The organism is Marinomonas sp. KMM3893, assembly GCF_004352855.1.
Classification (GTDB): Bacteria; Pseudomonadota; Gammaproteobacteria; order Pseudomonadales; family Marinomonadaceae; genus Marinomonas; species Marinomonas arenicola.
In genome coordinates this window covers 307061-324796 of sequence record NZ_SJSC01000004.1, presented here as the reverse complement: position 1 = coordinate 324796, position 17736 = coordinate 307061, and the positions used below count along the sequence as shown (strand labels likewise).

General features: G+C 45.9%; 21 protein-coding genes. 4 read left to right on the top strand and 17 right to left on the bottom strand.

What is annotated here, in order from left to right:
• Nucleotides 1-10 precede the first annotated feature (10 nt).
• From murI to E0D71_RS12370, 8 genes are read right to left on the bottom strand one after another with little or no spacing between them, the layout of a single operon-like run.
• Nucleotides 11-841, bottom strand: a complete 831-nt coding sequence (murI, locus tag E0D71_RS12405) for a glutamate racemase (RefSeq protein ID WP_133003618.1) — start codon at nucleotides 839-841, stop codon at nucleotides 11-13.
• On the bottom strand, nucleotides 838-1923 hold the full coding sequence (gene murB, locus E0D71_RS12400; protein ID WP_243712031.1) for a UDP-N-acetylmuramate dehydrogenase: 1086 nt from the start codon (nucleotides 1921-1923) through the stop codon (nucleotides 838-840). The genes murI and murB overlap by 4 nt, the downstream gene beginning before the upstream one ends.
• Nucleotides 1920-2411 (bottom strand): low molecular weight protein-tyrosine-phosphatase, encoded by a 492-nt coding sequence (locus tag E0D71_RS12395; RefSeq protein ID WP_133003617.1) that lies wholly within the window; start codon nucleotides 2409-2411, stop codon nucleotides 1920-1922. Before E0D71_RS12395 ends, murB begins: the two co-directional genes overlap by 4 nt.
• Nucleotides 2408-2605, bottom strand: coding sequence for a Trm112 family protein (locus E0D71_RS12390; protein WP_133003616.1), 198 nt, complete (start codon nucleotides 2603-2605; stop codon nucleotides 2408-2410). The genes E0D71_RS12395 and E0D71_RS12390 overlap by 4 nt, the downstream gene beginning before the upstream one ends.
• Nucleotides 2602-3648, bottom strand: a complete 1047-nt coding sequence (gene lpxK / locus E0D71_RS12385) for a tetraacyldisaccharide 4'-kinase (RefSeq protein ID WP_133003615.1) — start codon at nucleotides 3646-3648, stop codon at nucleotides 2602-2604. The genes E0D71_RS12390 and lpxK overlap by 4 nt, the downstream gene beginning before the upstream one ends.
• Nucleotides 3645-4067 carry a biopolymer transporter ExbD gene (locus E0D71_RS12380; protein ID WP_133003614.1) on the bottom strand — a complete coding sequence of 141 codons (423 nt, stop codon included), beginning with the start codon at nucleotides 4065-4067 and terminating at the stop codon, nucleotides 3645-3647. The genes lpxK and E0D71_RS12380 overlap by 4 nt, the downstream gene beginning before the upstream one ends.
• The gene (locus E0D71_RS12375; RefSeq protein ID WP_133003613.1) at nucleotides 4064-4693 is read right to left on the bottom strand and encodes a MotA/TolQ/ExbB proton channel family protein; all 630 of its coding nucleotides are present in this window, start codon (nucleotides 4691-4693) and stop codon (nucleotides 4064-4066) included. The genes E0D71_RS12380 and E0D71_RS12375 overlap by 4 nt, the downstream gene beginning before the upstream one ends.
• A 25-nt stretch (nucleotides 4694-4718) precedes the next feature.
• Nucleotides 4719-6608 carry a ComEC/Rec2 family competence protein gene (locus E0D71_RS12370; RefSeq protein WP_165942993.1) on the bottom strand — a complete coding sequence of 630 codons (1890 nt, stop codon included), beginning with the start codon at nucleotides 6606-6608 and terminating at the stop codon, nucleotides 4719-4721.
• 44 nt (nucleotides 6609-6652) lie between these two features.
• Here E0D71_RS12370 and E0D71_RS12365 point away from each other — a divergent pair, with 44 nt between their 5' ends.
• Nucleotides 6653-7165, top strand: coding sequence for a DUF2062 domain-containing protein (locus E0D71_RS12365; RefSeq protein ID WP_133003611.1), 513 nt, complete (start codon nucleotides 6653-6655; stop codon nucleotides 7163-7165).
• A gap of 82 nt (nucleotides 7166-7247) precedes the next feature.
• On the opposite strand, the gene E0D71_RS12360 is transcribed toward E0D71_RS12365, so the two are convergent.
• The 5 genes from E0D71_RS12360 to dapA all read right to left on the bottom strand — a co-directional run bounded on the left by E0D71_RS12360 (nucleotide 7248) and on the right by dapA (nucleotide 11918).
• On the bottom strand, nucleotides 7248-7952 hold the full coding sequence (locus E0D71_RS12360) for an ATP-binding cassette domain-containing protein (protein WP_133003610.1): 705 nt from the start codon (nucleotides 7950-7952) through the stop codon (nucleotides 7248-7250).
• Nucleotides 7945-9189 (bottom strand): lipoprotein-releasing ABC transporter permease subunit, encoded by a 1245-nt coding sequence (locus tag E0D71_RS12355; RefSeq protein ID WP_133003609.1) that lies wholly within the window; start codon nucleotides 9187-9189, stop codon nucleotides 7945-7947. Before E0D71_RS12355 ends, E0D71_RS12360 begins: the two co-directional genes overlap by 8 nt.
• Nucleotides 9190-9259: 70 nt before the next feature.
• Nucleotides 9260-9976, bottom strand: coding sequence for a phosphoribosylaminoimidazolesuccinocarboxamide synthase (purC, locus tag E0D71_RS12350; RefSeq protein WP_133003608.1), 717 nt, complete (start codon nucleotides 9974-9976; stop codon nucleotides 9260-9262).
• A gap of 38 nt (nucleotides 9977-10014) precedes the next feature.
• Nucleotides 10015-11040 (bottom strand): hypothetical protein, encoded by a 1026-nt coding sequence (locus E0D71_RS12345; protein ID WP_133003607.1) that lies wholly within the window; start codon nucleotides 11038-11040, stop codon nucleotides 10015-10017.
• Nucleotides 11037-11918, bottom strand: coding sequence for a 4-hydroxy-tetrahydrodipicolinate synthase (gene dapA / locus E0D71_RS12340; protein WP_133003606.1), 882 nt, complete (start codon nucleotides 11916-11918; stop codon nucleotides 11037-11039). The genes E0D71_RS12345 and dapA overlap by 4 nt, the downstream gene beginning before the upstream one ends.
• A 195-nt stretch (nucleotides 11919-12113) precedes the next feature.
• Between dapA and bcp the strand changes: the two genes are divergently transcribed.
• Nucleotides 12114-12560 carry a thioredoxin-dependent thiol peroxidase gene (bcp, locus tag E0D71_RS12335; protein WP_133003605.1) on the top strand — a complete coding sequence of 149 codons (447 nt, stop codon included), beginning with the start codon at nucleotides 12114-12116 and terminating at the stop codon, nucleotides 12558-12560.
• A gap of 91 nt (nucleotides 12561-12651) precedes the next feature.
• On the opposite strand, the gene E0D71_RS12330 is transcribed toward bcp, so the two are convergent.
• Nucleotides 12652-13632, bottom strand: coding sequence for an aldo/keto reductase (locus tag E0D71_RS12330; RefSeq protein ID WP_133003604.1), 981 nt, complete (start codon nucleotides 13630-13632; stop codon nucleotides 12652-12654).
• Between the two features lie 105 nt (nucleotides 13633-13737).
• Here E0D71_RS12330 and E0D71_RS12325 point away from each other — a divergent pair, with 105 nt between their 5' ends.
• A complete protein-coding gene (locus E0D71_RS12325) occupies nucleotides 13738-14628 on the top strand; it encodes a LysR family transcriptional regulator (protein WP_133003603.1) in 891 nt (296 codons plus the stop codon).
• Between the two features lie 92 nt (nucleotides 14629-14720).
• Here the strand turns inward: E0D71_RS12325 and queF are convergent, their stop codons facing one another.
• From queF to E0D71_RS12310, 3 genes are read right to left on the bottom strand one after another with little or no spacing between them, the layout of a single operon-like run.
• The gene (queF, locus tag E0D71_RS12320) at nucleotides 14721-15536 is read right to left on the bottom strand and encodes an NADPH-dependent 7-cyano-7-deazaguanine reductase QueF (RefSeq protein ID WP_133003602.1); all 816 of its coding nucleotides are present in this window, start codon (nucleotides 15534-15536) and stop codon (nucleotides 14721-14723) included.
• Between the two features lie 10 nt (nucleotides 15537-15546).
• Nucleotides 15547-16320, bottom strand: coding sequence for an ABC transporter permease (locus E0D71_RS12315; RefSeq protein ID WP_133003601.1), 774 nt, complete (start codon nucleotides 16318-16320; stop codon nucleotides 15547-15549).
• Nucleotides 16321-16325: 5 nt separating this feature from the next.
• A complete protein-coding gene (locus E0D71_RS12310; protein WP_133003600.1) occupies nucleotides 16326-17240 on the bottom strand; it encodes an ABC transporter ATP-binding protein in 915 nt (304 codons plus the stop codon).
• 61 nt (nucleotides 17241-17301) lie between these two features.
• Here E0D71_RS12310 and E0D71_RS12305 point away from each other — a divergent pair, with 61 nt between their 5' ends.
• Nucleotides 17302-17709 carry a PA2817 family protein gene (locus E0D71_RS12305; RefSeq protein WP_133003599.1) on the top strand — a complete coding sequence of 136 codons (408 nt, stop codon included), beginning with the start codon at nucleotides 17302-17304 and terminating at the stop codon, nucleotides 17707-17709.
• Nucleotides 17710-17736: the final 27 nt, after the last annotated feature.

The following is a 17736-nucleotide window of genomic DNA, read 5'->3' as shown; positions in this document are numbered from 1 at the left end:
GTATCATGCTTTATGCATCAAGTACTTTATCAAACAATGAAAGATCAATGCTGCGCTGATTAGCAACCGCCGCCTTATCGTCTACCCAACCCAACAAACGCCCCATGTTTTCAAGGCCTTTGGTACTGACAATCTCAATACTGCCACTTTGCTCTGGAGACGACCATGACAAAGCTTGCGCAGGATAAGCCTGCTTTAAACGACGTATCAGCTGAGCGGTAACGCCCTCACTCGGCTCAATAATGTCACAGTGCGCACCAAGCGCCGCTGCAAACAAACTTTTTACCAAGGGATAATGAGTACAGGCCAACACCAAGGTATCCACCTCTGATGCGATCATCTCATCACACAACGCCCTTACAACCTCTTCGACTTGCGCACCGGATTGTGGCCAAGCATCAATCGCAAACGCCAACGAAGCGCTCGACATTATGTGTACCTTGCTGTCTTCTCGCCACAAATCAATCAACTCACCAAGACGTTGACTGTTGGCCGTCAGTGGCGTGGCAAGCACCGCCACATGACGCTTTTTACTGATGCGAAACGCCGGTTTAACAGCAGGCTCAACGCCTATCACCGGCAAATGCGTGGCGCCACGCAAACAATCAATCGCACAAACGGTGGCTGTATTGCATGCCACAACAATCGCATCGACTTGCTGGCTTTCAAAAAATTGCCCAATGTTGATAATTCGCGATTGAATGTCTTCAGGTTTCTTCTCGCCATAAGGTGCAAACGCCTCATCAGCAAGGTAGATAAGATCAAGCGCAGGGATTTTTTGGCGAATAGCATTAAGGATGGTTAATCCGCCCGCCCCTGAGTCCATTATGCCTATTTTCAACAGACGCTCTCCTTCGCATGGGATTTCGCTGTTACCACAGAAGGCAATTCAACCGGTTCTCTTTCCAACTGCACGCAGTAACGCTCGAAAACAGATTCCTTGATAAGCGATTCTAGCTCAAGCAAAGAGGCGGCTTGCTGTTCAGAATGATTCACCAGCACTAAAGCCTGCTTCTCATACACGCCAACCCCTTTGTGTTGACGCCCCTTCCAGCCAGCTTGATCTATCATCCAACCTGCCGCCAATTTATAACCATCCGCAAAGACAAAAGACACCAAATCTGGAAAACGCTGCTTTAATACTGCGTGCTCTTCGACCGAAACAACCGGGTTCTTAAAAAAACTCCCTGCATTGGCAATTTCATTAGGATCCGGCAGCTTACTGCGTCGAACGGCACAAACCGCGTCAAACACAGTGAGCAAATTAGCCTCACCATGAATTTGACTTTTTAAACCGCCATAATCCAATACCAAACGAGGCTGTTTAAACAAACAAAGCTCCGTTTCGGTAATGATATAACGCCCCTTCCATTTCCCTTTGAAGTGACTGTCTCGATAAGAAAAACCACACTCTTCGGCCCTCAACCAATAGAGCTGCCCGCTATCAATCTCTAACACTTGCACTCGGGCAATTACGTCTTTGACTTCGACGCCGTAAGCGCCAATATTTTGCACCGGCGCTGCACCAACCGTACCCGGAATAAGTGCAAGGTTTTCTATACCAGACCAACCTTGCTGCACGCAATGTGCCACTAAATCATGCCAGTTCTCTCCTCCGGCCACGCTTAGCCTAAGCGTCTCAGCGTCCTCAGACACAAGACGCTTACCACGCAATTGATTAACAATCACCAAACCAGAAACATGGTCACGGATAAGTAAATTACTACCACCGCCTAACACGGTAATCGGCAGTTGGTGAGAATGCGCCCAATGAGCCACTCGTTTGAGCGTCTCTAGGTCATCCACTAACGCCAAAAACTGCGCCTGATAATCAAAGCGAAAGGTATTAAAAGAAGCGAGGGAAACGTCTCTTTGCACCACAGAAGGCGCGTCCGAGAGCATGTGTTCTAAGACATCCATCATAAGCAAGATGATTCCTGATCAACCGACATAAGATGAGCAACAAAGCGCTCTGAAATCCTTTGCAGATGCTCTCGCATCACCACAAAACCATCATACTCACCATAATAAGGGTCTTGCACCTCACCGAGCGCCGCACTGGTGTGGTAGGCACCAAACATCACCAATTTGGCGTGGCTGTTTGCTGGCTGAATGGCTTTTAAGTTAGCTAAATTGTCCGCATCCATGGCTACAATCCAATCAAAGTAGTCGAAATCTTCGACCTTCACTTGTCTGGCCTGTTGCGCTGAAATATTCACCCCTACATCAGACAAAGCTCGAATAGAACGCGGGTCTGGTGATTTGCCAATGTGGTAAGCGGCGGTTCCCGCCGAATCCACCTGCAGATCCAAACCTTTGTGTTGCGTTGCGGCCGCTTGCAAAATACCTTGCGCCGCTGGGGAACGACAAATGTTCCCCAGACACACCGTCAGCACCTTGATCGTCTTCACTTTACTGAGCCTGAATCCAATCTTTCTTCTGAGTTCAAGGTACGTGCTTCGGTTTCCAACAGAACCGGAATACCATCGCGCACAGGGTAAGCCATGCCGCCCACCTTGCTGATCAACTCAGTGCCATCTTCGCTTAGGGTTAGTGGCGCTTTGGTAACAGGGCAAACTAGAATATCCAATAAAACTTTATTCATGACATCTTCTCATCTTTTATATGTTGTAACTTGTTGATTAACGTTGTTTTAAGTGTTTCTGGCAAGGTAAGGGAAACCGGCAAATACCACACATTCTGGTTTGTTAAGGCTAAATTTTGGCACTTTACCGCGTCTTTTTCCGTCATTATGACGTTACCCTGCAAAGGAATATCGTCTTTATGATAGTCATGATGATCACTAAACCAAGTAACGGATTCAGGCTTTGTTAACCCTGATGCGTGTAACGTATTTAGGAAACGTTCGGGATTACCGATTCCCGCCATGACATGCCACTGCTTGTCCCCTGCAAAAGCCTCTGAAAACGCCAATTGGCGCGCGCCGTCCAGTGACATTAATTGTGGAGTAGACAATGTCGCTGTGATCACGGAGCCATGCTCTAGGGTGTGATTCAAGGCCGCCAGCGTGGGGGTTATTTCGTTGGCTATGCTGACGATATAATCGACACTATCTAAGCGTTCAACCGGCTCGCGAAGCGGTCCGACGGGCAACAAACACCCATTTCCGATACCACGTTGAGCGTCCACCATTGCAATTTCTATGTCGCGATTGAGCGCATAATGTTGCATGCCATCATCGCACACAAGCACGTCCACCTTTGCCACGTTCAGCAGATGCTTAACCGCGTCTGCTCGTTTCGGATAAACCACAATAGGACATTGGGTACGGCGCGCCAACATAACGGGCTCATCGCCTACTTGAGAGGCCAAGCTGTGTTCGTCAACCAACACAGGTGAGGTCAATGTCACCCCATGACCACGGGACACAATACCAGGGTGAAAACCACTGTCTCGCAACCATTCACACAGCGCAACCACCATAGGTGACTTTCCGGTACCACCCACACTGATATTGCCAACAACAATAACAGGAACAGGCGCGCGATAGGATTGGCTAGGATTGGCTAGGAAGGCCGCGCGTTTTTTATACACCACCTTTTTGACGAACGGCATTAATGGGGTAAATACCTTCGTCCAAGGACAAGATCCATACCAAGATCGGGCCAACAATGACTCTAGATTCACTCGCTTTGCTCTCTTTGTGCCGTATGGGCTATTTTGGAGATTCCTAACTGCGCGGCAGCATCATAGACATTGAGCACCATTTCATAAGGGGCTTTGGCGTCAGCAGTAATAATTAGTGGCCGCTTGTTGTCACCTTGTGACACCTCTTCAATACCCTTGACCAGCGTCGCCACTTTCTCATTCACCAAGGTGCGCCCATTGATCACATATTGTCCATCACTGGTAATGACAATTTCAACATCTTGACTGCGATCTGTTATCGCTTCTCCAGTGGTCGCCGATGGCAAATCAATGGTTAATTCCGAGCTGTGGTTGAATGTGGTACTGACCATGAAAAAGATCAATAACAGAAAAACCACATCAATCAGGGGAGTAAGATTGATTTGTACGTCATCGATTTTTTGACGTCGAAACTTCACTGACTCACTCCTGCTTTTGACTCCCTATCATTGTGCAGGGCATCAACCAATTTAGTGGATTGCTGTTCCATGCTCACCACCACTTCATCTATTTTTCGGCTGAAATAACGATGAAACACAAGCGCAGGGATCGCAACCCCTAATCCTGCCGCGGTGGTCAATAAAGCCTCAGAAATACCGCCAGCCAACAAGGCGGTGTTGCCAGCCCCCTGTTCCATCAACACAGAAAATACCTTGATCATACCGACCACTGTGCCCAACAGACCTAGCAAGGGTGAAATTGCAGCAATGGTGCCCAAACTGCTCATGAATTTTTCAAGATCATGAATCACATGACCTGCCGCTTCCTGCATGCTTTCTTTCATGCTGTTACGGCCATATTTAGAATTCATCAAACCGGCCGCAAAAATAGAAGAGAGGCCTGCGGTATTTTGCATAGAACGAATGTAGTCCAATGACATTCTGTCATCGCGTAAACGTGACATCACATCCAATAACAAGTTTTTCGGAGCAACCCGAGATTTTCGCAGCACCCAAAAGCGCTCAATAATGATCGCCATTGTCAGGATAGAACAGGCCAATAGAGGCCACATGAAAAAACCGCCAGTTTGGATAAAGGTTAACACCGCGAACTCCCATTAAAATTTGATGTTAATTTAACATAAACTCTAACTTTTCAACACGCCTGCAAGTGTCAGATTTAAAGAGAAAAATTGAAAAGGAACAGGTTAAATGTCGAACTGAGACAAGCCCTTTCTCACGGCGAAATAACAAGGCTTCGCCAGGCTCAATAGACAACCAATCTATCTGCAAGCCACGCAATCTCGATTGCATTGCCTCAGAAGGTGTCTTTTTGAACAAAACCCAATCAATCTTCTCCTTTAGCAACACAGCAGGCTCCAGCTCCTCATCATTGGCCGCCAGCAATAACGCCAGCGAATTCCACTGACTTTGCTCATCAAATAAAATCAGCAATCGCTGGGCCACATCTTCCCTATGCCAGCGACTGCTTAAACGAATTTCAGACTCTTTTTCAAATGCCAGCTCCCCCGCTCTATTCACCACCTGATACTGAACGCCTGACAGCTTGTCTCTTGGAATCAACAATACGCACCAAATCAACAGTAAGCACAACCAGCCACGCCTTAACGGCCATTGCCAAATCCAAAATACCACCAAGAGCAACAATAGCGACTTTGAGAAAGCATTCAAAAAAGTGTCGAAATCCAACATGGGCAATTGAAACGCCAATGCCTCCAAGCCACGAAGAATATGCAGCAAGCCAAAGTCTATGACTCCATACAAGTACGAGGTTTGATTAAATAGCCCTTCCACACTTGCCATCACGCCTAACGGAAACCAGAGAAAAGCCGCCAACGGCACCATGAACAAGTTAAGCGGCACAGACACAACAGAAACAGACGCCTGCCACCCCCAAATAAGCACCATAGAAGCGGTCGACAACATACACTGCAAGAGGAAAATGCGTGTCCAATGCTGAGTACTCTGACTAAAAGCAATCAAGCAAGACACCAAACTAAATGACAACCATAACCCTGGCTGCAACACGGCCCTTGGGTCGAACAACAAAATGCCCCACAAAGCGAACATCACCACTTTATAAGGCGATTGCTGAGTAAAAAGCACTTTGGACACCAGATAGAGACTTAACATGATCGCCGCCCTCACCACAGGCGCTCCCCAACCAGTGAGATAGGCATAAAAAATCAAAATAGGAATGATAATAACCGCATCCACTAACCAGCAGTTCACGCCTGATAACACCCAGCGATTTGGCGCTAAACGCCAACACACTCGACTCAATATGCGACCAAAAACAAACACAAACCCTGTATGCAAACCAGAGACTACAAACAAATGCGCAAGCCCCAAGGCCCTGACCATCCATTTATCTCGCTCGTCCCAGTCTTTGTCATCGCCCAGCAACAGCGCTTTTGAAAATCGCCAACTCGGATAATGGGCAAAGACGCCTTGCAAACGCCCATTGATCGTTCGCCTCAGAGTAGGCGCTCTATGCTCAGTAGTGATAAGCCGCTCATCACTAGTCACGTCCAACAAAGCAAGTTGGCGCTCTGTATAAAGTCGCCTCGACATCCAGCTTTCGTTCTTTGCGGGGGCAACAACCTCTTTAAGCGTGACACGCAATGCGCGCTCTGGCCGCGATGAGAAAGGTTCGAACTGAACATCTTGATAAAAATATCGCACACCATGAGCGTCTTTTAGTCTAACAGACAAGGACTTAGCGCCTGCCATTTGCCACCCAACATCCCCTTCACTGTACAGACGCTTGGATTGAGGACTAAAGAACAAAGCTTGGGATTTAAGCAAAGAAAATGCAGGCACGTCGTTTGTTTCGCTTAACTGCCAACTAATCAGGGAAAGAAAGGTCAAAAACAACAGCCAAAAACGATGAGTGCCGATTAAATAGAGACACACCAGAATGATATGAGTAGAATACAGCCACTGATATTCGCTTGGCACCAAAATGGCGCCGATCAAGATTAAAACACTTAGTAACATAAGACCTCCATGTCTTAAATTGCTAACCTGACTCATACCTGCTTATGCCGAAGCGTTACTTAAAAAAATTTATCCCAAATCCAGAAAAGCTAAAAGAAAACAAAGCCTTAAGTTTGTTGGGAAAACAAATCTATGAAGCTGATTTATGGCACCTAAACAGGCGCTCGGTTGCTAGAGCTTTTTTAAACGGACTATTTTGGGCCTTTATCCCAATGCCATTTCAAATGGTAGTCTCTGCCCTGCTTGCCATCCCGTTACGTGCCAACATTCCACTTTCTATTGCCCTTGTTTGGATCACTAACCCGCTTACCATGCCCTTTGTTTTCTACTTTAACTACAAAGTGGGCAGCTTGATTATGGGTGGCGATGACGGCAAAGATTTTCACCTTTCTGTCGAATGGATTTGGGCAAAACTGGAACACATCTGGCTCCCGCTATATTTGGGCTCAGTCGTGTCCGGCCTATTTTTTGGCATCCTTGCCTATGTCACTATTTTATTAGTATGGCGGATTCACGTCATAAAGCGCTGGAAAGAGCGTAAAAAAAGAAGAATCTAATACAAACATAGAAACTTCCTCTTCTTCAGAACCAAAAAAACCACTCAGTTGAGTGGTTTTTTTGGTTACGATACCGCGTTAACTATTCGGCTTCGCCAGCACGTTCAATAGGCAGCAAATCACCTTGCGATAATCGATAGGCCGAGTCCATCCAGCCAAGCATTTTCTCATCGTGGGTCACAATCAAAAAAGCCATATCGTGGGAGACTTTTAATTCATTAATCAGCGCCTGTATGTCTTGGGATGTCGATTCGTCTAGGTTTCCCGTTGGCTCATCCATCAGCACACAAGCGGGTTTATTCGCCAATGCACGAGCAATGGCAACACGCTGACGCTCGCCCCCTGAAAGCTGAGAGGGTTTGTGATTCAAACGCTCACCCAAACCAACTTGAGACAAGAGGATTTCCCCTTGTCGCCTAGACTCTGCTTTAGAGGTGCCGGCAATCCACATGGGCATCATGACGTTTTCCAGCGCCGAAAATTCGGGCAATAAATGATGGAATTGATACACAAAGCCCATTTCTTTATTGCGCATTTTGGCGCGCTTAGCGTCCTTGATGCTCGACCAAGAAACATTGGCCAACTTCACTTCACCGCTGCTGGCCAAATCCAAGCCGGCAAGCAAATTAAGCAAGGTCGTTTTGCCTGATCCAGACGCCCCAACAATTGCACAGGCCTCCCCTTTATGGAGAGAAAAATCAATAGAACGAAACACATCAACCGTTTGCTTGCCGTCTAGATATTGCTTAGACAGTGCCTGACACTCTAGTACTACTTCCTTACTCATAACGTAAAGCCTCAGCCGGTTCTACTTTCGACGCTCGCCACGCAGGATAGATGGTCGCTGCCACCGTCATAATAAAAGCACAGCTCACAATCATTTTTACATCAGACCATTCAAGCTCAGAAGGCAAATAGTTAATGAAATAAACATCTGCACTCAAGAACTGCACATTAAGCAGATGCTGTAACCAACTCACTATGCTGCTCACATTTAGCGCTAAGGTAATGCCCAACGCCAAACCAATTAAGGTCCCCAATAAACCAATGAACATACCTTGAACAATAAACACCGCCATCACTTGTCGCGACGTTAAGCCCATGGTTCTCAATATCGCAATGTCATTACGTTTATCGGTCACCACCATCACCAAGGTGGAGACAATATTGAACGCAGCAACCGCCACGATCAGCAACAACAACAGACCAATCATGGTCTTTTCCATTTTGATCGCATGGAAAAGATTGCCATGGGTGCGCGTCCAATCACTGACTTTATTTAATCCTGGAATAGCGCGGGCAATATCCCAAATTTCAGTGGGGGCGACAAATAGGTTGTCAAAACTGATACGTAGCGCCTCTACATCGTCTTTCTTATAGCGCTTTAATAGCGCCGCGTCTTTCACATTAATATAGGCAAGGCTGCTGTCTAACTCAGCCCCTACTTCAAACACGCCCACAAGTGTAAAACGCTTTAATACTGGCGTAACGCCGACAATTGACACGCTGGCCTGTGGCAAAATGGCCGTGACTTTATCCCCAATGTTGACCCCTAGCATTTTCGCTAACTGGGAGCCTAATACGATGCCAAAAGGTGTACTATTTAACGCATCGAGAGAACCTGAAACCATGTGATCATTAATGATGGAGACTTTTTTCTCCATCTCTGGATTGATGCCATTTAATAGTGCCCCGTGAACGCTCGCGCCAGACTGAAACATCACTTGCGCTTGCGTATGCGGCGCAACACCCACTACATGGGGCATTTTTTCGATGGCTTTCATGTCTTTACGCCAATCCTTTAAAACCGGATCGCCCCACAGGGTGGCATGTGGCACCATGCCTAAAATTCGTTGCTGCAACTCACGGTCAAAGCCATTCATCACGGACAATACCGTAATCAAAACAGCCACACCCAAGGCTAAGCCAGCAATGGAAGAGAAACTAATGAAGGAAATAAAATGATTAGAACGTTTGGCTCTGGCGTAACGCAGACCAATACGGATAGGAAGAAAATTAATCAAAAGTGAACCCTTATTTGCAAAAAATGAAGGGGCAAAACAGCCCCTTCATTGACAATGGCGTCACCCGGTCTTAAGCGTCGAAATCAATACCGATACGACGACCTACATCTTCGTACGCTTCAATAACACCACCTAAACCTTGACGAAAACGGTCTTTGTCTAGTTTTTCATTGGTTGCAGAGTCCCACAAACGACAGCCATCAGGAGAGAATTCGTCGCCTAAAACAACTTCACCCTTGTACAGACCAAACTCAAGTTTGTAGTCAACCAATGTCATGCCACCTTCAGCAAACAAGGCTTTCAGCACATCGTTCACTTTGTAAGTTAGCACTTTCGCTTTCGCAAGATCTTCCGCTTTTGCCCAACCAAATGATTCAACATGTGATTCGTTGATCATAGGGTCACCTAACGCGTCGTTCTTTAAGAACAATTCGAACGTTGGCGGGTTAAGAGCAAGTCCTTCTTCGACACCTAAACGGCGGCAAAGACTGCCAGCGGCTACGTTACGTACAACGCACTCAATCGGCATCATATCCAAGCACTTAACAAGACACTCAGTATCGCTTAATAGCTTTTCAAAATGCGTCGGAATACCCGCTTCTTGAAGCTTAGTCATAATGAACGCATTGAATTTATTGTTCACCATACCTTTGCGATCTAACTGTTCGACTTTTTTTCCATCAAATGCCGATGTGTCGTCACGAAACACTAGAACCATTTTGTCAGGATCATCTGTTTTAAATACAGATTTTGCCTTACCTGCATATAGCTCTTGTCGTTTTTCCATTGGAGAATCTCCGATTTTTTGCTGTGAGGGTTAATCTTTTATTTTACAAAACGCTGTGCTAAAAGAAACGAGGTTATTTCAGGCGTCGGCGAAGTCGATACGTCAATCATCAAAAAATCACCTGCTTTTTGATGAATAATCGAATACTTATATTCGCGTTTATCCCAAGATACGGCGTCACTCTCTGTGGCGTTCGGTGCAAAGCCATCTGTTTTATCACTCGCCAAAGGCAACACCGCTAAGGTGTTTTCTTTGCCAGCGACTTGCGTCAAGCCAGCGTCTGCCAACTGCGTTACTAACGCATCTTGAACATTGGTTTTTGGCTTTAAGTGAATCGCCAATAAGCCACGGTGGTCGATCCACACATGGAATGGGGCTTTACTGCCTTGCTCTGACAGGGAAACAGACTGTTTATTAAGCTGTCTTGCCATATCACCCCATAACCGCAGCGTGTCAGCATACATGTCATTTCGGGTCGTCGGGCTTAACCAATCCGTGACGGCTTCACCGCGATCTTCTACACGGTATTGCACAGCAACAAGGGTGCCCTTTTCAGAACTGGAGAAAGAGAATGAGAAGACGATTTGCTCAGGGAAGTCACGCGATACATGACTCCACATTGAAGCCCACCATCCCTGCTTAATAAATTGAAACGGCACACTGACAATTTGCTTGTCAGTGTCGCTGGCAATGGATTCACCATCACCGTGCAAGGCCATAAGAAAATCTTTTACCATTTTCTTCGATTGCACAAGGTTCGCCGGCACATCAAGCACCACACGGTTTGCTTTCATTATGACATCAATTTTTGCCATTGGATAAAAGACAAAGGTGGCTCTAGGTACTGTGAATTTAGAACCCGGCTCAACACTTGCTATCTGATTTTCATGCGGAATGACCAAATCATCACGACTGCTCAAAGAGCCCGCAGGCGCCTGTAACACCACCGAATTGACCGTGTCATTACGGTAATCATCCGAGTTGTCTTTTAAGCCTATGCTACAACCAGATAACACAGAGACCAGTGCGCCTATACCCGCTAACTTGATCGTTGTTTTATTCATAGAGAAAGGATTCCTGCTTGCACCATCGCTTGTTTCACCGCTTCGTGGTGCGCTTCTGAAAGCACCGTCAACGGCAGACGAATGCTGTTTTCACAAAGACCAAGCTGAGCACACGCCCATTTAACCGGAATAGGGTTAGACTCAACAAACAGATTCATATGCAGTGGCGCAATACTCTGATCCATTGCATAAGCGGATTCCGCATCACCTGCTAGCGCAAACTCTGCCGCTTGCGATACGGCTTTAGGGGCAACGTTTGCCGTCACGGAAATGTTCCCTTTAGCGCCTAATAACATCAAGGCCACTGCGGTTGGATCATCGCCAGAATAAACCGCGAATTCCTCTGGAAGTGATTTAATTAAGGCTTCGCCGCGTTCTAGGTTACCGGTCGCGTCTTTAATGCCCACAATATTTTTCACAGAGGCAAGACGCACAACGGTTTCATTTTGCATATCGCAAGCGGTTCGACCGGGAACGTTGTACAAAATTTGAGGAATTTCTACCGCTTCAGCGATCGCTTTAAAATGCTGGTAAAGCCCTTCCTGAGTGGGTTTGTTGTAATAAGGTGTCACCAACAAACAAGCGTCCGCTCCAGCGTCTTTCGCCGCCTGAGTAAGATCAATGGCCTCATGGGTGGCATTGGCACCGGTACCGGCAATGACGGGCACTCGACCGTTAACGGTTTTAATGACTTGTCGGATGACATTGGAGTGTTCTTCAGGCGTTAACGTGGATGACTCGCCTGTCGTACCCACTGCAACAATGCCGTGGGTTCCTTGTGCAATATGAAACTCTATAAGATCATCTAACTTCTTTGAGTCCACCGCTCCATTCGATGTCATAGGGGTAATGAGAGCGACTAAACTACCTGTGATCATTTCGAGCCTCCAATAAAATAATAAGCGAACATATAGTACCGTTCAGGCTCTAGTTTAACAATATTGCAGACCTGTAAAGCGCGAGTAAATTACAAGGAAGCCTTGTTTCGTGAGGATTTTTCCCACATCTCTTGATAAGCTAATAATATTGAAGCTTTTTTCATGACTAAACAGTGCCATATCGGAGAGCAAAACATGACACCAAAAATAGGCCAAAGCGCGCCAGACTTTTTAGCCAAAGACCAACACGGTGAAAATATCACCTTAAGCCAGTTCCGTGGCAAGAAAGTCATTCTGTATTTTTACCCGAAAGATTCTACGCCTGGCTGTACCGCACAAGCGTGTAATTTGAGAGACAACTACGAAACCTTACTTGAAAAGGGCTTTGTCGTTTTGGGCATCAGCACCGACTCAGAAAAACGCCACCAGAACTTTATTGCTAAAAATGAACTGCCATTTAGCCTAATTTCAGACCCTGAACACCTAGTACACGACCTTTATGACACTTGGCGATTAAAGAAATTCATGGGCAAAGAATACATGGGCACGGTCAGAACGACCTTTGTGATTGATGAAGACGGCGTGATCAGCAACATTATTGAAAAAGTAAAAACCAAGGATCATACCGCACAGATCATTTAAGAACGCAGGCTGAAAACAGAGCCTTTTTCCTGATGTTTGATCCTAAAAAAGCATGCCCTTTGGCATGCTTTTTTTTCGCCCCGACTTCGCCTTAAACACCACCACGAATAGAGCCTTTTACCTCATCGTAGTAATAAGCTTTCAAGAGCGCATGCACGTCATCACTTAACGGCGCTAAATCTGATGCAGACGCATTGCGCATCACCTGAGACGCACGACTTGCTCCAGCAATCACACTCGACACTTGAGGATGATCTAAAATCCAACGCAAGGACACGTCTAGAATATTGTGCCCTGCAGGCAGTCTATTTTTCAGCTCATCCACCAAGGCCACCCCTTTTGCAAACGGCAACCCATTGAAGGTCTCGCCAACATGAAACGCCGCACCGTCTTGGTTATAAGAACGATGATCTTGTTTATCGAATTGGTCATTGACGGTCATTTTCCCCGCCAACAAACCACTGGCCAAAGGCAAGCGCACGATAACACCAATGTTATTTTCTTCAACTTGTGCAAACAACGCATCAACCGCGTCCTGTCGGAACACATTGAATAAGATCTGCAGACTGGCCAATTCAGGGTTTGTGCAGCAAAACTGCGCTTCATCCAGGAGCTCTACACTGGCACCGAAATGCTTGATAATCCCCTCTTTTTTAAAATCTTCCATCCAGGCCAGCATATCACCAGAAAACAGAACATCTCGCGGCACACAGTGCAACTGCGCCAAATCAATCGTGTCTACACCCAAACGCTGAGCAGAGACTTGTAAACTCCGCTTCACCGCCACTTTGCTGTAACCATTCGGGTAAAGCTCAGCACTGCGGCCGACTTTAGTGGCGACAATCGGCGGCGTTGCTAACGAACGACACCAAGCACCAATTCTGGACTCACTCAAGCCAGAACCATACACATCCGCGGTGTCAAAAAAACGCACACCAGAGTCCAATCCCGCTTGCAAAATAGCACGCGCTTCTGCGTCTTCCACTGGGCCAAAATCATTGCCCAATTGCCAACACCCCAAACCAATTTCCGACACTTGATAGCCTGTCTTTCCCAATACTCTTGTTTTCACACTCACTCCAATGTCTCGTTATGATGAATTCCTCTACTATACGAGCCTTGTTAATGTTTATAATTATCAATTCAATTAACGGTTTGTTTATTAAGGCTTAACAATATGACGTCAGGTTTTCCAGATGGCATCCGTGAGTTTCTTGCCGTCGTCGAGGAGCAAAGCTTTTCCAAAGCCGCCGAACAACTCGGTTTATCCCGTGCACGAGTGTCGCAAATCATCAGCCGCTTAGAAAAAGACATGGGGGTTCAATTACTCTATCGCTCCACCCGCTCGCTGTCCCTCTCTCCGGCCGGAGAGACTTTTTATCAGCTTTCAAGGCAAGGCATTGACCAACTTGAGCACGCCGTTCAATCTGCGCAAAATGCCAACACCAGCCTCAGCGGCAACATACGCATTAATGCCGTGGGAGGGTTGTTTGGCGAAAAGATACTCTCCCCTCTACTTTTGCGCTTTATGCAAGAAAACCCGCACATTGAAATTGACCTTAGCTTTTCCAGCCCCAGAGTGGATTTGATCGAAGCACAATACGACTTGGTGATTCGCATGGGCACACTGGAAAACTCGAATTTAATCGGCCGCAAACTGACGAATTACAGCAACCATTTGGTGGCAACGCCTGATTTTCTCAACAGCATAGGCAAGCTAACCCACCCCAGAGCCTTACTTGATCAGCCGCTCATCAATGGCTCTGTTAAACGCTGGTCATTTACACACAAGATAAGCAAAGAAAAATACGAGTTGCCGGTACAAGGCAAATTAAAATGCGCTAATGGCCATGTCGCTAAGCTGGCCGTACTCGCGAGTGCAGGACTAAGCCGACAACCCTCCTATTATGTCGAGCAGGAACTCGCCTCAGGTCAGCTTATTGAGCCCATGCCTGATTGGCAACTTCCCTCATCCGACGTCACCGTGCTGTATCCGCAATCAAGCAACACCAGCTTAAGAGTGAAAGCGCTGGTGAATTATCTAATCGACGCTTTTAAGAACCATTAAGCCTCTGACTCTCTAGCAACAAAAAAGCCCGCCTCATTCAAAATGAGACGGGCTTGTTAGCATCCAGAGCACTCAATGCGCGATGGCAAAAACTACTGACGCGTCAATCTATCATTGCCCAACACGATCGGCGTAGACGCTCGGTACGGATTAATATCCAAACCACCGCGACGCACATAACGAGCGTAGACAATCAAACTTTCTGGTTTGCATTGGCGCATAATATCAATGTAAATACGCTCAACACATTGCTCATGAAAGTCCGTGTGCTCACGAAATGAGATAACGTATTTCAACAGCTGTTCGTGATCAATTTTAGGCCCTTTATAATCAATAAACACAGAGCCCCAATCAGGCTGATTGGTCACTGGGCAATTTGATTTTAACAGGTGGCTAACCAATCTTTCTTCAACCACGCCAAGGGATTCATCAACGGCCAACAAGTCAGCGTTAGGGTGGTATTCTTCCACCTCGACATCCAGCTCATCAATGCAATAATCCGGCGTTAAAACCACAAGCGCAGACATGGAGTCAACATCCCGTAACATCACGGTCACCGGCGCTCCAGCGGCGTTTGATAAATCCTTTTCTAGTAAGGATTGCACATCCGCCAATGACTCATAACGCATTTGATTTAATGAATTCAAATAGAGTTTAAACGACTTGGATTCAATAATATTTGGCGAGTTATAAGGCAAACGAAACTCCGCCAAAGCCACAATGGGCTTCCCTTTTAAATTTAGCCAAGACACTTCATACGCATTCCAAATGTCTTCGCCAAAAAAAGGCAGACGCTGCGCCTCGATATTCATTTCAGCCCATTTATCAACCCTAGCGATAGGGTAAAGCAAGTCAGCATCGTATTCAGACACATAGTCTGTTTGCTGACCCAAGGGTAAAAAACCCATATTCAATTCCTCAGTTACGAATGCCTCTGCCCTTATTCAGCAAATGCAAGCCAAATGAGAACAGTACGACGATAAACACACAAACAATAACCAGAGCCCAATATACATTGATATCCGATACACCAAGAATCCCGAAGCGGAACGCATTCACCATGTATAAAACAGGGTTGAGCAATGACAAGTTCTGCCAAAACTCGGGCAACAAATGAATAGAATAAAAGACACCGCCTAGATAGGTTAATGGTGTCAAAATAAAGGTCGGCACAATAGACACATCATCAAAACTGCGCGCGTAGATAGCATTCACAAAACCGCCTAACGAAAACATGATTGCAGTTAACAGCACAACGATTACGGTCAAGAACACATTATGCAGGGTCAAATGAGTGAAAAACAGCGACAACACAGTCACGATCAGACCAACAAATAAACCGCGCGCAACACCACCCAGCACATACCCCAACAAGATCACCCAGTTCGGGGTTGGCGATACCAACAGTTCCTGAATACTGTGCTGAAACTTAGCCGAGAAAAAGGAAGAGGACACATTAGAGTAAGAGTTAGTTATCACCGACATCATGATCAAGCCTGGCACAATGTACTGCATATAACTGAAGCCATCCATTTCACCAATTCGGCTACCAATAAAGTGCCCAAAGATAGCAAAATACAAAGACATAGTAATCGCTGGCGGCAGTAAGGTTTGCGGCCAAATGCGCATAAAACGGCGAATTTCACGACGAAGTATCGTATAAAACGCGATAAATATTTCAGAATTTTTCATTCAGCTTAACCCTTAATAAGTTTGACGAAGAGCTCTTCAAGTCGGTTCGATTTATTGCGCATGCTCAACACATTAATCCCGTCTTCATCGAGCGCTTTAAACACCACATTTAATGGCCGCCCTTTAATCACCTCAACTTCAATGGTAGTCGCATCGTTTACCACCTCGATGGCGTAACCTGGAACACGCCAGTCTTGTGCCACACTTTTATCCAAATCTAGGATGAAGGTTTCTTGATTAAGCGTTTTTAATAGAGCCTTTACACTGGTGTTTTCAACAATTTCACCGCTATTAATAATCGCAATGTTGCGACAAAGCTGCTCCGCTTCTTCTAAGTAATGCGTGGTCAAAATAATCGTTGTGCCCTGCTCATTTAACGCCTTAATAAACTCCCACATAGAGCGGCGCAATTCGATATCAACCCCTGCGGTTGGCTCATCTAGGATCAACACTTCAGGCTCATGAATCAAAGCGCGTGCGATCATCAAACGGCGCTTCATACCACCTGACAACATACGAGATTGGACGTCTTTTTTGTCCCATAAACCCAGTTGTTTCAGATATTTTTCAGCTCGCTGTTCAGCCACACTTTTACTGATGCCATAAAAGCCCGCTTGGGTAACAACCACATTGAAAACCGATTCAAAGACATTGAAATTAAATTCTTGTGGTACAACGCCTAAATATTTTTTCGCTTTGGCAAAGTCATCATCAATGTCTGCACCAAAAATAGACACACGACCTGACGTTTTGTTAACCAAGGAACACAAAATACCAATAGTGGTCGACTTGCCGGCACCATTTGGGCCAAGCAATGCAAAGAAGTCGCCTTTTTCTACTTTTAAATCGATACCTTTAAGCGCCTCAAAACCACCATCGTAGCGTTTTTTTAGGTCACTTATTTCGATTGCATATGTCATAATTATGAGTCTCGTTAGGCTATCGCCAACTTAATCGTTATTTATTTGAATAGGTTTTTTTGTGGAATCACGCAATCAATATATTTTTAATGCATGCACAGAGTTACGTCAGCGCATTTCAGAACACTTTCCATTTGATCAGGCCGACTTGGCGGAAGAAGAAATCGATTTTCTGGAAAAGTGGGATCAACTTGTTCTAAACATTCAGGCCAACGACACTCAGTACGTATTTGATGGCCAAGAGCTGCTTGCTCGCTTCATTCGCTGTTACGCTAATTTAGTACCACTTATTAAGCGAGAGCTATTGTGGTTTATAGGCGGTGAATGCCTACATTTCTTAGGCGATGAAGAAATTGCACTATACCAACAACTAGAAGAACACCTCTACGAGTTAGACAATCAAGAAAAAGAGTACAATATCGCGGAACAAATCAGCCTATTGAGAGGCGACTCAACACAAATACATTAATGGCCTAATCAGGGCAGATAACTCTGC